At 64.2% G+C, this 14,107-nt stretch carries 15 protein-coding genes; 11 read left to right on the plus strand and 4 right to left on the minus strand.

Going from position 1 to position 14,107, the window contains the following annotated elements:
* Positions 1–290 precede the first annotated feature (290 nt).
* Both FB481_RS00075 and FB481_RS00080 read left to right on the plus strand, forming a co-directional pair.
* Entirely contained in the window at positions 291–737 is a 447-nt protein-coding gene (locus tag FB481_RS00075; protein WP_093499988.1) for a GNAT family N-acetyltransferase, read from the plus strand.
* A 23-nt stretch (positions 738–760) separates the two neighbouring features.
* Complete coding sequence (locus tag FB481_RS00080) at positions 761–1,279, plus strand: glycine cleavage system protein R (protein WP_013792932.1); 519 nt, start codon at positions 761–763, stop codon at positions 1,277–1,279.
* A 56-nt stretch (positions 1,280–1,335) separates the two neighbouring features.
* Here the strand turns inward: FB481_RS00080 and rarD are convergent, their stop codons facing one another.
* The 4 genes from rarD to FB481_RS00100 form a co-directional block, all read right to left on the minus strand.
* Positions 1,336–2,232 carry an EamA family transporter RarD gene (rarD, locus tag FB481_RS00085; protein WP_093499985.1) on the minus strand — a complete coding sequence of 299 codons (897 nt, stop codon included), beginning with the start codon at positions 2,230–2,232 and terminating at the stop codon, positions 1,336–1,338.
* Positions 2,233–2,322: 90 nt separating this feature from the next.
* Positions 2,323–3,297 carry a serine/threonine protein kinase gene (locus FB481_RS00090; protein WP_147174720.1) on the minus strand — a complete coding sequence of 325 codons (975 nt, stop codon included), beginning with the start codon at positions 3,295–3,297 and terminating at the stop codon, positions 2,323–2,325.
* A gap of 66 nt (positions 3,298–3,363) precedes the next feature.
* Positions 3,364–4,128, minus strand: coding sequence for a TOBE domain-containing protein (locus FB481_RS00095; protein WP_093501190.1), 765 nt, complete (start codon positions 4,126–4,128; stop codon positions 3,364–3,366).
* 58 nt (positions 4,129–4,186) lie between these two features.
* Positions 4,187–4,924 carry a ComF family protein gene (locus FB481_RS00100; protein ID WP_167363076.1) on the minus strand — a complete coding sequence of 246 codons (738 nt, stop codon included), beginning with the start codon at positions 4,922–4,924 and terminating at the stop codon, positions 4,187–4,189.
* Positions 4,925–5,006: 82 nt separating this feature from the next.
* Between FB481_RS00100 and bioB the strand changes: the two genes are divergently transcribed.
* The 9 genes from bioB (at position 5,007) to FB481_RS00145 (ending at position 14,037) form a co-directional block, all read left to right on the plus strand.
* The gene (gene bioB / locus FB481_RS00105; RefSeq protein WP_093499981.1) at positions 5,007–6,062 is read left to right on the plus strand and encodes a biotin synthase BioB; all 1,056 of its coding nucleotides are present in this window, start codon (positions 5,007–5,009) and stop codon (positions 6,060–6,062) included.
* Positions 6,063–6,153: 91 nt separating this feature from the next.
* Positions 6,154–7,326, plus strand: coding sequence for an 8-amino-7-oxononanoate synthase (gene bioF, locus FB481_RS00110; protein ID WP_093499979.1), 1,173 nt, complete (start codon positions 6,154–6,156; stop codon positions 7,324–7,326).
* Positions 7,326–8,033, plus strand: a complete 708-nt coding sequence (locus tag FB481_RS00115) for an alpha/beta fold hydrolase (protein WP_147174721.1) — start codon at positions 7,326–7,328, stop codon at positions 8,031–8,033. Before bioF ends, FB481_RS00115 begins: the two co-directional genes overlap by 1 nt.
* Complete coding sequence (gene bioC, locus FB481_RS00120) at positions 8,030–8,821, plus strand: malonyl-ACP O-methyltransferase BioC (protein WP_147174722.1); 792 nt, start codon at positions 8,030–8,032, stop codon at positions 8,819–8,821. Before FB481_RS00115 ends, bioC begins: the two co-directional genes overlap by 4 nt.
* Positions 8,818–9,501 (plus strand): dethiobiotin synthase, encoded by a 684-nt coding sequence (gene bioD, locus FB481_RS00125; RefSeq protein ID WP_147174723.1) that lies wholly within the window; start codon positions 8,818–8,820, stop codon positions 9,499–9,501. Before bioC ends, bioD begins: the two co-directional genes overlap by 4 nt.
* A gap of 92 nt (positions 9,502–9,593) precedes the next feature.
* Entirely contained in the window at positions 9,594–9,860 is a 267-nt protein-coding gene (locus tag FB481_RS00130; RefSeq protein WP_093499971.1) for a hypothetical protein, read from the plus strand.
* A gap of 45 nt (positions 9,861–9,905) precedes the next feature.
* Positions 9,906–10,649 carry a putative metalloprotease CJM1_0395 family protein gene (locus tag FB481_RS00135; protein ID WP_093499969.1) on the plus strand — a complete coding sequence of 248 codons (744 nt, stop codon included), beginning with the start codon at positions 9,906–9,908 and terminating at the stop codon, positions 10,647–10,649.
* Positions 10,650–10,802: 153 nt separating this feature from the next.
* Positions 10,803–12,608, plus strand: a complete 1,806-nt coding sequence (locus FB481_RS00140; RefSeq protein ID WP_147174724.1) for a phenylacyl-CoA dehydrogenase — start codon at positions 10,803–10,805, stop codon at positions 12,606–12,608.
* A gap of 136 nt (positions 12,609–12,744) precedes the next feature.
* Positions 12,745–14,037, plus strand: coding sequence for a diguanylate cyclase (locus FB481_RS00145; RefSeq protein WP_147174725.1), 1,293 nt, complete (start codon positions 12,745–12,747; stop codon positions 14,035–14,037).
* Positions 14,038–14,107 lie beyond the last annotated feature (70 nt).

The following is a 14,107-nucleotide window of genomic DNA, read 5'->3' on the forward strand; positions in this document are numbered from 1 at the left end:
GCTTAGCCTGTGTAACGGCGGGAACCCTCGATGCTGCGCAGACCGATCGCCTTGGGGCCGTGGTCGACGGCTGCCCGCGTTGCGGCGTGTCTGGAGGTGCTTCGTGAGCGGGGTTTTCCACAACCAGCAGGACTGGGTTTGGGTTCATGTAGTGGGGTTTGGCTGATACTACATGAACGAATTGGGAAAAACAGTCCGGAAATGATCGCCGCGACCTTGGTCGTATTCTTGCCAGGAAGCTGATTGGCGCACCGCTGCCTATACTGCAGACCACCTGTGAGGACGCCAACATGCCGACACGCGCTGCGACCACTGCTGATCTCGATGACCTGGTGCCGCTGTTCGCGGCCTATCTGACCTTTTACAAGGTCGACAAAAGCACCCGGGAGGTGCGCGATTTTCTCTCGGCGCGGCTGGAGCGCAGCGACTCGACGATCTTGATCGCCCGCAGCGAAGAGGGCGCGGCCCAGGGCTTCGTGCAGCTCTATCCGCTTTATGCATCACTGGCGCTGCGCCCGAGCCTGCTGCTCAGCGACCTGTACGTCGCCGATCACGCGCGGCGCCAGGGCATCGGTGAGCAACTGCTCGAGGCTGCCAGGCAGCATGCGCTGGCTACCGGCGCCTGCGGCTTGCAGCTGGAAACGGCGCGAACCAACCTGGCGGCGCAGTCTCTCTATGAACGTCTCGGCTATGTTCGGGATGAGGTTTACCTGACCTATTGGCTCGACCTGAATTGAGCGCCCACGACGAGGACATGAGCATGGATCACCTGATACTCACCGTTATCGCCCAGGACCAGCCCGGCCTGGTCGAGCGCGTTGCCCAGTGCGTGGCCAAGCACGGTGGCAACTGGCTGGAGAGCCGTATGTCGCGCATGGCCGGGCAGTTCGCCGGCATCCTGCGCGTCGATGTTCCGGCCGCCTCCCATGGCGCGCTGATGGAGGCGCTGGGCGAGCTCAGCGCCCAGGGCATTCGCGTGCAGCTCGCCTCGGCCGGCGCAGAGCCGGACTGCACCTGGAAGTCCATTCACCTTGATCTGTTGGGCAACGACCGCGCCGGGATCGTGCGCGACATCACCCGGCTGCTGGCCGCCAATGGCGTCAACCTGGAAAACCTGGTGACCGAAGTGACGCCCGCACCCATGAGCGGCGAGCCGCTGTTCCACGCCCAGGCGACCCTGGCGGTACCGGAAGGCTTGCCGCTAAGCACCCTGCAGACCTCGCTGGAAAGCCTGGCGGATGACCTGATGGTGGAGCTCAAGCTGCGCATGGAAGACTAAGGGACTGAACCTGTTCGCCAGAAACGACAAGGCCGCTGAATCAGCGGCCTTTGCTTTCAAACGGTTGCCGGGCGCTTGCGCAGGGTTCGCCAGGCGTCGACGCTGTATACCGCCAGCCCCGCCCAGATAAGCAGAAAGGAGATGAGTTTCGCTGGGTCGAAATGCTCGTCGAAAACGAACACCGCCAGCAGCAGCACCAGAGTCGGTGCCACGTATTGCAAAAAGCCCAGGGTGGCGAAGGGCAGATGCCGCGCAGCGGCGTTGAAACACACCAGCGGAATCAGAGTGACCGGGCCGGCGGCCATCAGCCACAGCGCCTCACTCGTAGTCCAGAACGCCGGCTGACTGCTCATCGCGTCTGGGTGGAAGACAATCCAGCCGATGGCCAGCGGCAACAAAATCCAGGTTTCCACCACCAGCCCCGGCAGCGCGGCGACTGGCGCTTTCTTGCGGATCAGCCCGTAGGTCGCGAAGCTCAACGCCAGGGCCAGCGACACCCAAGGCAGGCTGCCCACCTGCCACACCTGTTGGCCGACGCCAATCGCCGCCAGCGCCACCGCGACCCACTGCAAGCGCCGCAGCCGTTCGCCAAGAATCAGCATGCCGAGCAGCACGTTGACCAGCGGGTTGATGTAGTAACCCAGGCTCGCCTCGAGCATGCGCCCGTTGTTCACCGCCCAGACGTAGATCAGCCAGTTGCCGGCGATCAGCGAGCCGCTCAGGGCCAGCACCGCGAAGCGCTTGGGGTGGTCGATCAGTTCGCGCAGCCAGCCCGGGTGCTTCCAGACGAGCAGCAGCAAGGCGCCGAACAGCGCCGACCAGATGGCGCGATGAACGATGATTTCCAGCGAGGGAACGGCCTGGATCGCCTTGAAGTACATCGGGAACAGGCCCCAGATGACGTAGGCGGAAAGGCCCAGGATGTAGCCGCGGCGCAAATCTGCGGTGGCCATGTAAGTCCTTATCGAGGCAGTGGGGAAAGCGCATCATTCTAGTGCGCAGTTGTCTGCGCGTTCAGCTTTTTCTTGCCGAATCCGTGAGTTTCAGAACAGCTTCAGCGGCTCTTCATCCAGCGCCGCGATCTGCTCGCGCAGCATCAGGATCTGCTCGCCCCAGTAGCGCTCGCTGCCGAACCAGGGAAAGCTCTGGGGGAATGCCGGGTCGTCCCAGCGGCGCGCCAGCCAGGCGCTGTAATGCATCAGGCGCAGGGAGCGTAAACCTTCGATCAGCGGCAGTTCACGGGGATCGAAATCGTGGAATTCCTGATAGCCGTCGACCAGTTCGGCGATCTGCCCGAGGCGCTCGTGGCGCTCCCCCGCCAGCATCATCCACAGGTCCTGAATGGCCGGGCCCATGCGGCAGTCGTCCAGGTCGACCATGTGGAAGGTCTCGTCACGGCACAGCAGGTTGCCGGGGTGACAGTCGCCGTGCAGACGAATCGCCTTGACCGGATTTGCCGCGAACAGTTTGTCCAGACGCGCCAGCAGGTCGCGAGCCACCGATTCGTAGGCCGGCAGCAGGCTTTTGGGAATGAAGTTGCCGTCCAGCAGGGTGGCCAGCGAGGCGTGACCGAAGTTGTCGACCCGCAGCAATTCGCGGTGCTTGAAGGGGCGCATCGCGCCGACCGCGTGCAGGCGGCCAAGCAGTTGGCCTAGGCGATATAGCTGATCCAGGTTGCCCGGCTCTGGCGCGCGCCCACCGCGGCGCGGAAACAGTGCAAAGCGAAAGCCGGCGTGCGCGAACAGGGTTTCGCCGTCACGCTGCAGCGGCGCCACCACCGGCACTTCGCGTTCGGCCAGTTCGGCGGTGAAGCTGTGCTCTTCGCGAATCGCTTCGTCCGTCCAGCGATCCGGCCGGTAGAACTTGGCGATCAGCGGCGTTTCGGCCTCGATGCCCACTTGATAAACACGGTTTTCGTAGCTGTTCAGGGCCAATACACGGGCATCGCTGAGGTAGCCCAGACTCTCGACGGCATCCAGAACCAGATCGGGGGTGAGGGCGGCGAAGGGATGGGTCATGGGCGGCTCCTGCGGTTGGCCGCAGAGTGTAACGCCTCGGCGCGGCCTGCACGGGCACTATTCGCCCTAGACCTGAGTGCCGAGCAGTACCTGAGAGGCGGCGAACTGCGCGCGTACCGGGCTGCCAACCACCAGGCCCAGGTCGCTAAGCTGCTCGGCAGGCGCCTGGGCGCACAGCGTCTGCCCGTTGGGCAGGCCGATGCGCACTTCGCTGGGGCCGTCGGCCTCGACCTGAATCTGTTCGATATGCCCGAGCAGGGCGTTGAGCGCCGGGTCGTGCTCCTCGCTGACCGCGCTGAGCTGTAGCCAGCCAGCCTTGATCAGCACCAGCAGCGCCACGCCTGGCTGCAGTTGCAGGTGGGCGGTGCTGCTGCGGGTGATCTGCGCCTGGATCGCCACTTCGCCGGGCAGTTCGATGTCGATCAGGTCATTACCGCCCTGTGGCTGGATCGCACGCACCCGGCCGCTGAGCTGGTTACGCGCACTGGTGCGCAGCATCAGACGGCCCAGCAGCTGCAGGTCGGCGTCATCGTCGGCGGCCTGCAGCACCTCGGTCTGGATCGCCTGCAGGCGTTGGTGCAGGTGCAGCAGGCGTTCTCCGCTCGGTGTCAGGCGTGCGCCACCGCCTCCCTTGCCGCCCACGCTGCGAGTCACCAGAGGCTGGTCGGCCAGGTTGTTCAGCTCATCGATGGCGTCCCAGGCAGCCTTGTAGCTCATGCCGGCGGCCTTGGCGGCGCGGGTGATCGAGCCCTGTTCGGCGATCTGCTCGAGCAGGGCCATGCGCTGCGGGCGGCGGGTAACGTGTTGGGCGAGCAGGGACAGGGTGGGCATGGGCAGCAGGCGATGAATGAGGGCGGTCGGCCACTGTGCGTGACGCTCCCAGGCGGCGTCAATCGTCGCCCGGAGCCGGCGTGCGCGCCAGGCAGTACACATCTACCCGCAGAGCGCCCGCGCGCATCAGCAGGCGCGCCAGCTGCTGAGCCGTTGCGCCGGTGGTCAGCACATCGTCGATCAAGGCCAAGTGCAGGCCGCGAGGCTGGGCGGTGAGTCGCAGGGCAAAGGCACCACGCAGATTGCGGCGTCGCGCGGCGGCATCGAGTTTCTGCTGGGCGGGAGCATCGCCGTTGCGCTGCAACCAGTCGCTGCGTTGGGGAATCTGCAGTGCGTGACTCGCCACCTCGGCAAGCAACTGCGCCTGGTTGAAGCCGCGTTGCCGCTGGCGCTTGGGTGATAGAGGAACCGGCAGCAACAAGTCGGGCCTTGGCAAGCCCTCGTTGAAGGCGTGAGTAAGATGGCGCGCGAGCAGATCGCCCAGCAGGCGCCCGATGGGCCAGCGGGCCTGATGTTTGAAGCGATTGATCAGCGCATCGACCGGAAATCCATAACGCCAGGGCGCTTCGACACGGCTGAATGGCGGCGGGCGTTTCAGACAACTGCCGCATGTCAGGCCATCGACCGCCAGCGGCAGAGCGCAGACCTGGCAATGGGGGCCGAGCCACGGCAGCTCAGCGTCACACTCGGCGCAGAGCGGTAGTCGCGTATCTACCCGTTCATCACACAATAAGCAGGTTTGTTTTATTTTTAGCCAATTGTAAACCTTTAGGATTGCTGGTGGTTGACAGTGCATAAGGCTTCCTTAACTATGCCGCACATCCGTGTTGGGCCTGCTTCGACTCTAGCAGGCCGCCTGTAGATAAGGACTTGCCCCCATGAGCGCCAGTACCGCCACCTCCCTGCGTCACGATTGGAGCCTCGCCGAGGTTCGCGCGCTGTTCGAGCAGCCGTTCAATGACCTGCTGTTTCAAGCCCAGACCTTGCACCGCGCGAACTTCGATGCCAACCGCGTGCAGGTCTCCACGCTGCTGTCGATCAAGACCGGCGCCTGCCCGGAAGACTGCAAGTACTGCCCGCAGTCCGGCCACTACAACACCGGCCTGGACAAGCAGAAGCTAATGGAGGTGCAGAAGGTGCTGGAAGCGGCGGCCGAGGCCAAGGCCATCGGCTCGACGCGTTTCTGCATGGGCGCTGCCTGGAAGCATCCGTCCGCCAAGGACATGCCTTACGTGCTGAAGATGGTCGAGGGTGTAAAGGCTCTGGGTCTCGAAACCTGCATGACCCTGGGCAAGCTCGACAGGGAGCAGACCGCCGCCCTGGCCGAGGCCGGCCTGGATTACTACAACCACAATCTGGATACCTCGCCGGAGTTCTACGGCAGCATCATCACCACCCGTACTTACAGCGAGCGCCTGCAGACCCTGGCCTACGTGCGCGACGCCGGCATGAAGATCTGTTCGGGCGGCATCCTCGGCATGGGCGAGTCGCTGGACGACCGCGCCGGCCTGCTGATTCAGCTCGCCAACCTGCCCGAGCACCCCGAGTCGGTGCCGATCAATATGCTGGTCAAGGTCGAGGGCACACCGCTGGCCAATGAGGAAGACGTCGACCCGTTCGACTTCATCCGCATGCTGGCCGTGGCGCGCATCATGATGCCCAAGTCCCACGTGCGCCTGTCCGCCGGCCGCGAGGCGATGAACGAGCAGATGCAGGCCCTGGCGTTCTTTGCCGGTGCCAACTCGATCTTCTATGGCGAAAAACTGCTGACCACCGCCAACCCCCAGGCCGACAAGGACATGCGGCTGTTCGCCCGCCTCGGCATTCAGCCCGAAGCCCGCGAAGAGCACGCCGACGAGGTGCACCAGGCCGCCATCGAGCAGGCACTGGTCGAGCAGCGTGATTCGCGGCTGTTCTACGACGCCGCCGTTTGATCCCTTGCAGGCGCCAGGACGGCGCCTGCCCGTTGCCGGTGAGCCGTGACAGCCGGTAAGCGCTGGACGCTCTGCGCCTTAGGGTGAACCCATGAGTTTCGATCTTGCCGCTCGCCTGGCCGAGCGCCGCGCTGCCGATCTGTATCGTCAGCGCCCCCTGCTGGGCAGCCCTCAGGGACCGCTAGTGGAGGTGGATGGCCGCCGATTGCTGGCCTTCTGTTCCAACGATTACCTTGGCCTGGCCAATCACCCCCAGGTGATCGAAGCCTGGCGCGCCGGCGCCCAGCGCTGGGGCGTCGGTGGCGGCGCATCGCATCTGGTGATCGGCCACAGCACGCCGCACCATGAACTGGAAGAAGCTCTGGCCGACTTCACCGGCCGGCCCCGCGCACTGCTGTTCTCCACGGGCTACATGGCCAACCTGGGCGCGGTCACCGCACTGGTGGGCAAGGGCGACTCGGTGCTCGAGGATCGCCTCAACCATGCCTCCCTATTGGACGCCGGCCTGCTCAGCGGCGCACGTTTCTCACGCTACCTGCACAACGATGCGCAGAGCCTCGCCAGCCGCCTGGCCAAGGCCGAGGGCAATACCCTGGTGGTGTGCGACGGCGTATTCAGCATGGATGGAGACGTGGCCGATCTGCCGGCGCTGTGCGTCGAGGCGCGGCGCCATGACGCCTGGATGATGGTCGACGATGCCCATGGCTTCGGTACGTTGGGCGCCACCGGCGGTGGGGTGGTCGAGCAGTTCGGGCTGGGTATCGATGAGGTGCCGGTGCTGGTCGGTACTCTCGGCAAGGCGTTCGGCACCGCCGGCGCCTTCGTGGCGGGCAGCGATGAACTGATCGACACCCTGGTGCAGTTCGCCCGGCCGTATATTTACACCACCAGCCAGCCGCCGGCGCTGGCCTGCGCGACCCTCAAGAGCCTGGAGCTCTTGCGCAGCGAACACTGGCGCCGCGAGCACCTGGCAGCGCTGATCGCGCGCTTTCGCCAAGGCGCCGCCACGCTCGGGCTTACGCTGATGGAGAGCGACACCGCCATTCAGCCGATCCTGGTCGGTGACAGCGGCCGCGCCATGGCTTTATCCCAGGCGCTGCGTGAGCGCGGCATTCTGGTCACCGCGATTCGCCCGCCTACCGTGCCGGCGGGCAGCGCGCGCCTGCGGGTTACCCTGTCCGCGGCCCATGAGCAGGCTCAGGTCGATCAACTGCTCGACGCCCTGGCCCAGTGCTGGGCGCAGCTGCCGGGGGAGCCAAGGTGATGCGTCCATCGCTTATTCTGCTGCCCGGCTGGGGGCTGGGCAATGCGCCGCTGCAGCCCTTGGCTGCGGCGCTGGCTGATCAGGCTCAGGTCGCCATCGAGCCGTTGCCGGCGTTCGAGCACGCCGATAGCGAGCGCTGGCTGGATGCTCTGGATGAACGCCTGCCACGCGGCGTATGGCTGGGCGGCTGGTCCTTGGGCGGCATGCTCGCCACCTTGCTGGCGGCGCGCCGTGGCGCGGATTGTCCGGGCCTGCTGACTGTGGCCAGCAACGCGCGCTTTACAGCCAGCGAGGCGTGGCCTGCCGCGATGCCAGCTGCGACCTTTGAGGCGTTTCGCGAGGCCTACACGCTCAACCCCGCCACGACGCTCAAGCGTTTCGCCATGCTCTGCAGCCAGGGGGCTGTGGATTTTCGTGGATTGTCCCGCCGCCTTCTGGAGCAGGCCGATGGCAGCGATTCCCTGGCAGGCCTGGATCTGCTGGCTGCGCTCGATACGCGGGAGGCGCTGCAGCAATTCAGTGGGCCGCAACTTCATCTGTTCGCCGCTGACGATGCGCTGGTGCCGGCCGCTGCTGCGGTCGCCATCCGGGCGCTGCAGTCAGTCGCCGATGTGCGTCAGATCGAAGGCGCAAGCCATGCCCTGGTGATCGAGCAGGTGGGCGAAGTGTCAGCCGCAATAGCGCGCTTCATGGAGGCGCAGCCATGAGCGCCCGCCCGGACAAACGCCAGGTGGCGGCATCCTTCTCCAGGGCCGCTGACACCTACGACAGCGTGGCGCAGTTGCAGCGCGACGTCGGCCGGCAACTGCTGTGGTACTTGCCGCTGCACCTGCAGCCACAGCGTTGGCTCGACATGGGCTGTGGCACCGGTTTTTTCAGCCGCGCGCTGGCGGACTGGTATCCGCAAGGCGAGGGCATCGCCGTGGACATCGCCGAGGGCATGTTGCAGCACGCTCGGCTGCTGGGCGGTGCCCAGGTGTTCGTGGCCGGCGATGCCGAGCGGCTACCGCTGCGCGACAGCTGTTGTGACCTGATCTTCTCCAGCCTGGCGCTGCAGTGGTGTGCGGACTTCGCCGCAGTACTGAGTGAAGCGCAGCGGGTGCTGCGCCCGGGTGGCGTGCTGGCGTTCAGCAGCCTGTGTGTCGGCACCCTGCAGGAGCTTCGCGACAGCTGGCAGGCGGTGGACGGCTTCGTGCACGTCAACCGTTTCCGCCGCCTTGAGGACTATCAGGCGCTGTGCGCCGCCAGTGGCCTTCGGGTGGAACGGCTACAGGTGCGCGCCCATCGCCTGCATTATCCGGAGCTGCGCAGCCTTACCCATAGCCTCAAGGCTCTCGGCGCGCACAATCTCAATGAAGGCCGCCCCGTGGGGCTGACCGGCCGAGCACGGGTGCGGGCCCTGGCCGATGCCTATGAACGGCAGCGTCAGCCCGAGGGTTTGCCGTGCACTTATCAGGTCATCTACGGCGTACTGCAAAAGGAGCCCCGACCATGAGCGCTGCCTATTTCGTCACTGGCACCGATACCGAAATCGGCAAGACCACCATTGCAGCAGGCCTGCTGTTCGCCGCTCGCATCGCCGGGCAGTCGACCGCGGCGGCCAAGCCGGTCGCCTCCGGCTGCCAGCTCACCGCCGAGGGGCTGCGTAACGACGACGCACTGGCGCTGCTCGCGCAATGCACGCTACCGCTGCATTACGAGGAGGTGAACCCGCTGGCTTTCGCGCCCGCCATCGCACCGCATCTGGCCGCCCGGGATATCGGTGTGTCACTCGATGTGTCGACCTTGCAGGGGGCGGTTCAGGTGATTCTGGATAAAGGTGCGGACTTCACCCTCGTCGAAGGGGCCGGTGGCTGGCGCGTACCGCTGGGCGGTATGGCCACGCTGGCAGATCTCGCAGGTGTTCTGGCGCTTCCGGTGATCTTGGTAGTGGGCGTGCGGTTGGGCTGTATCAATCATGCGGTGTTGAGCGCCGAAGCCATTATTGCTGACGGACTGCCGCTGGCCGGCTGGGTTGCCAATGTGGTCGACCCGAACACAGCGCGGCTTGAAGACAACCTCGCCACGCTCGCCGAGCGGCTGCCGGCGCCCTGCATCGGACAGGTACCGTTTCTGTCGTCGGTGTCCGCTGAACAGGTGGCGCAGCACCTCGATTTATCGCGATTGATGCTATGAACCCGGTCACGTGCAGCATTTTTGGTTGTACATCTTTTAACCGGCTTCTGCTTAAATGCACGTCATAAGGTTCCTGCAGCAGGAGACGTCCCATGCAGATCTCGTCCGTCAGTGCTTTCACTTCCGGTATCAATACCATCCAGTCCGGCCAGCGCCGTGTCGATCAGGCAGCAGGTGAGATCGCCAGCGCCCCGGTAACTGCCGAGCGCGCCCAGGCCAACGAGCCTTCCGCAGCGCGTGCCGACATCGCCGAAAGCATGGTCGAGATGCGCGTCGGCCAGTACGAAGCCCAGGCCGGTGCTCGCGTCGTGGAAACCGCAGACAAGGTGCTGGGCACCTTGATCGACGTCACCGCCTAAATCGCAGCGCCCGTTCGGGCGCTCGACTCCAGGAGGGAGCACGCCATGCAGATTGCCGGTTTTTCCTCCGCCTATTTTCCCGCTTACTCACCTGCCGCCTCTGCACCGCGCCCGGTTGAGTCCAGCAGCTCGCCCGAGCTTGCCCGCGCCTCCTTCTCTCCCGTAGCCGCCGGCAACGAAGCCGATAGTGCCAACGCTGCCAGCTCCCAGGAAGAGCAGGGCAAATCTCAGGATTCATCCACACCCGCCAAGCCCGGCGAGTCACGCACAGCCCAGGAAGAGCAGAAGCTGCAGCTAGTCATCGCTGAACTGGCCAATCGTGATCGTGAAGTGCGTGCCCATGAACAGGCACACGCCGCTGTTGGCGGTGTACATGCCGGTTCACCCACTTACACCTATACCCAAGGGCCGGACGGCAAGCGCTACGCCTCTGGCGGAGAAGTGGGTATCGATGTCGGCGCAGTCGCTAACGATCCCCAGGCCACCATTACCAAGATGGAAATCGTCATTCGCGCCGCGCTGGCGCCTGCCGAGCCCTCTGGTCAGGATCGCAGCGTGGCCAGCCAGGCGCAGGCGCAACTGGCGGCGGCGCGTGCCGAGCTGGCGGTCACTCAGCGCGGTGAAGCTGGAGAGGGCAAGGCACCTGCCGACGAAAAAGCCGAAAAAAGCGACGACCCGTCAGTCACGGCCGACAGTGTCGCGAGCCCGCCAGTGCCAGCTGGCATCAGTCTTTATGCCGCGTCCACGGATGAGCAGCGGCCTTCAGGGCTGGTGGATCTTCGCGCCTGAACGCCTATAAGCAGCCTTGACAGCTATTGGGCGTAAACGTATGTTTCAAACATGTGTTTGAGGGTGTCGTCGACGCTCTCCCCATGGCTATTCTGCAAACGACCGCCCATCGGTCATTCCCAACATAAGAGCCCACCCGCAGAGGTACCCGCTATGCCTGATTACAAGGCCCCCTTGCGCGATATCCGTTTCGTACGTGACGAGCTGCTCGGCTATGACGCGCATTACCAGAGCCTGCCTGGCTGCCAGGACGCCACGCCAGACATGGTCGACGCGATTCTCGAAGAAGGCGCCAAGTTCTGCGAGCAGGTGCTCTCTCCACTGAACCGCGTGGGCGATACCGAAGGTTGCACCTGGAGCGAGTCCGGCGTGAAGACGCCGACCGGTTTCAAGGAAGCCTACAAGCAGTTCGTCGAAGGCGGCTGGCCGAGCCTGGCTCACGATGTCGAGCACGGTGGTCAGGGCTTGCCTGAGTCCCTGGGGCTGGCGGTCAGCGAAATGGTTGGTACCGCCAACTGGTCTTGGGGCATGTACCCAGGCCTGTCCCACGGTGCGATGAATACCATCTCTGCCCACGGCACTGAAGAGCAGCAGCACACCTACCTGACCAAGCTGGTGTCCGGCGAGTGGACCGGTACCATGTGCCTGACCGAGCCGCACTGCGGCACTGATCTGGGCATGCTGCGCACCAAGGCCGAGCCAAAGGCTGATGGCTCCTACAGCATCTCCGGCACCAAGATTTTCATCTCCGCTGGCGAGCACGACATGGCCGACAACATCGTCCATATCGTCCTGGCCCGCCTGCCCGATGCGCCGGCTGGCACCAAGGGGATCTCCCTGTTCATCGTGCCCAAGTTCCTGCCCAATGCCGAAGGCGGCGTGGGTGAGCGCAACGGCGTGAGCTGTGGATCCATCGAACACAAGATGGGTATCCACGGTAATGCCACCTGCGTGATGAACTTCGATTCGGCCACCGGTTTCCTGATCGGCCCGCCGAACAAAGGTCTGAACTGCATGTTCACCTTCATGAACACCGCTCGCCTGGGTACCGCGCTGCAAGGTCTGGCCCACGCCGAGCTGGGCTTCCAGGGCGCCATCAAGTACGCCCGTGAACGCCTGCAGATGCGTTCGCTGACTGGCCCAAAAGCGCCGGACAAGGCCGCCGACCCTATCATCGTGCACCCGGACGTGCGCCGCATGCTGTTGACCATGAAGGCGTTCGCCGAAGGCAACCGTGCGATGGTCTACTTCACTGCCAAGCAAGTGGACATCGTCAAGTACGCTCAGGACGAGGAGCAGAAGAAAGCGGCCGACGGCCTGCTGGCCTTCCTGACCCCGATCGCCAAGGCGTTCATGACCGAAGTCGGCTTCGAGTCGGCGTCCCACGGTATGCAGATCTATGGCGGCCATGGCTTCATCAGCGAGTGGGGCATGGAGCAGAACCTGCGCGACTGCCGCATCTCGATGATGTACGAAGGCACCACCGGCGTTCAGGCCCTCGACCTGCTGGGCCGTAAAGTGCTGATGACCCAGGGCGAAGCGCTGAAAGGCTTCACCAAGATCGTCCACAAGTTCTGTCAGGCCAATGAAGGCGTTGATGCGCTCAAGGCATTCGTCGAGCCGCTGGCCAAGCTCAACAAGGAGTGGGGCGAAGTCACCATGAAGATCGGCATGGCTGCCATGAAGGATCGTGAGGAAGTCGGTGCCGCTTCGGTCGATTACCTGATGTACTCCGGCTACGCCTGCCTGGCCTACTTCTGGGCCGACATGGCGCGTGTGGCGGCCGAGAAGATCGCCTCCGGCGAGGGTGACCAGGCCTTCTACAAGGCCAAACTGCAGACTGCGCAGTTCTACTACGCGCGCATTCTGCCACGCACCCGCACTCACGTAGCGGCCATGCTTTCCGGTGCCAGTAACCTGATGGACATGAGCGAAGAAGATTTCGCGCTGAGCTACTGATCCGTCAGCGATAAATGAACCGCGGCCTGAGTGCCGCGGTTTTTTATGGGACAGGATCTTATGAGTGCCGGCGTGCGTTGCCGGCTAATTACAGGCAGAATGCCAGCTTCCTCCTTTGGCCATTGCGGAGCCCGCCTTGCCGCGTTTAGTCGCGTTGCGCCTGTGGCATTTCGTGCCGGCCTTGCTGCTGCTTGGGGGCGGCTTGCTGGCCGCGACACTGCCGACCCTGACCGACTTCTTCACCTCGCTGTTCAACGTGCTGCCCACCTCGCTGCTGCTGCTAGGTGGCACCTTCTGCGTGGTTTACGGCCGCCAGCGTGAGCTATTCATGTTGCTGGTGCTCTATCTGGGCTACTACCTGCTCGACGAACAGGCCGATTACTACCGTGAATTCGGCCGGGTGCGCGAGGACGCCGCTCTAGTTTTCCACCTCTGCAGCCTGCTGTTGCCGGCGCTTTACGGTCTGTTCGCCATGTGGCGCGAACGTACCCATCTGATTCAGGATCTGGTTGCGCGCGTGGCCGTATTGCTAGCGGTCGGCGGCGTGGCTGCGGCGTTGGCACGGCGTTATCCCCACGAGTTGGAACAATGGCTTTCGGTGATTCGCTGGCCGTCGCTGCACGCTGGGTGGATGAACCTGGTGCAACTGGCCTATCCAGTGTTCCTGTTGGTGATCATCGCTTTGCTGGTTCAGTACCTACGCAAGCCCCGGCCTGTACACGCCGTGCAACTGATCGGGGCCCTGGCCCTGTTCTGGATGCTGCCCAAGACCTTCATCCAGCCCCATGCACTGCAGGTAATGTCCAGTGTGGTGATGCTGATGATCGTCGTCGGCGTGGCTCATGAGGCCTACCAGATGGCCTTTCGTGACGAACTGACCGGATTGCCCGGTCGCCGAGCGTTGAACGAGCGCCTGCAGCGCCTGGGGCGCAATTACGTGATCGCCATGGCCGATGTGGATCACTTCAAGCGATTCAACGATACACACGGCCATGATACCGGCGACCAGGTGCTGCGCGTGGTGGCCAGCCAGCTGCGCAAGGTCGGTGGTGGCGGTAAGGTATATCGTTACGGCGGCGAGGAATTCACCCTGGTGTTCCCCGGCAAGGACGTCGAGCAATGTCTGCCTCACCTGGAAGCGGTACGTCAGGCGGTCGAGCGTTATCAGATTCAGCTGCGTGATCAGCAACTACGCCCAGTCGACGACAGAGTAGGGCGCCAACGTCGTGCCGGCGCAGGCGCATCCCAGGTGTCGGTGACGGTCAGCATCGGCGTGGCCCAGCCTAGCAGCGAGCACCGCAGTGTGGAGGAGGTGCTCAAGGCGGCCGACAAGGCGCTTTATGGCGCCAAGAGCGCCGGGCGCAACTGCGTGAGCAGCCAGGTGCAGCGCCGCCGCGGCGCGGTAAAGGTGAAGGCTGATCCGGCCTGACCGATCGGTGGTCGACCGGTCACGACACGACCCTATGTCTCTGAAAAGTTGTTGCGCTAGACTCGGTTTC

This window comes from Pseudomonas sp. AG1028 (genome assembly GCF_007993955.1).
GTDB lineage: Bacteria > Pseudomonadota > Gammaproteobacteria > Pseudomonadales > Pseudomonadaceae > Aquipseudomonas > Aquipseudomonas straminea.

Coding starts and splice junctions, on each gene's coding strand:
- FB481_RS00075 (WP_093499988.1), top strand. CDS start 291: ATGCCGACACGCGCTGCGACCACTGCTGATCTCGATGACCTGGTGCCG.
- FB481_RS00080 (WP_013792932.1), top strand. CDS start 761: ATGGATCACCTGATACTCACCGTTATCGCCCAGGACCAGCCCGGCCTG.
- rarD (WP_093499985.1), bottom strand. CDS start 2,232: ATGGCCACCGCAGATTTGCGCCGCGGCTACATCCTGGGCCTTTCCGCC.
- FB481_RS00090 (WP_147174720.1), bottom strand. CDS start 3,297: ATGACCCATCCCTTCGCCGCCCTCACCCCCGATCTGGTTCTGGATGCC.
- FB481_RS00095 (WP_093501190.1), bottom strand. CDS start 4,128: ATGCCCACCCTGTCCCTGCTCGCCCAACACGTTACCCGCCGCCCGCAG.
- FB481_RS00100 (WP_167363076.1), bottom strand. CDS start 4,924: ATGCACTGTCAACCACCAGCAATCCTAAAGGTTTACAATTGGCTAAAA.
- bioB (WP_093499981.1), top strand. CDS start 5,007: ATGAGCGCCAGTACCGCCACCTCCCTGCGTCACGATTGGAGCCTCGCC.
- bioF (WP_093499979.1), top strand. CDS start 6,154: ATGAGTTTCGATCTTGCCGCTCGCCTGGCCGAGCGCCGCGCTGCCGAT.
- FB481_RS00115 (WP_147174721.1), top strand. CDS start 7,326: ATGCGTCCATCGCTTATTCTGCTGCCCGGCTGGGGGCTGGGCAATGCG.
- bioC (WP_147174722.1), top strand. CDS start 8,030: ATGAGCGCCCGCCCGGACAAACGCCAGGTGGCGGCATCCTTCTCCAGG.
- bioD (WP_147174723.1), top strand. CDS start 8,818: ATGAGCGCTGCCTATTTCGTCACTGGCACCGATACCGAAATCGGCAAG.
- FB481_RS00130 (WP_093499971.1), top strand. CDS start 9,594: ATGCAGATCTCGTCCGTCAGTGCTTTCACTTCCGGTATCAATACCATC.
- FB481_RS00135 (WP_093499969.1), top strand. CDS start 9,906: ATGCAGATTGCCGGTTTTTCCTCCGCCTATTTTCCCGCTTACTCACCT.
- FB481_RS00140 (WP_147174724.1), top strand. CDS start 10,803: ATGCCTGATTACAAGGCCCCCTTGCGCGATATCCGTTTCGTACGTGAC.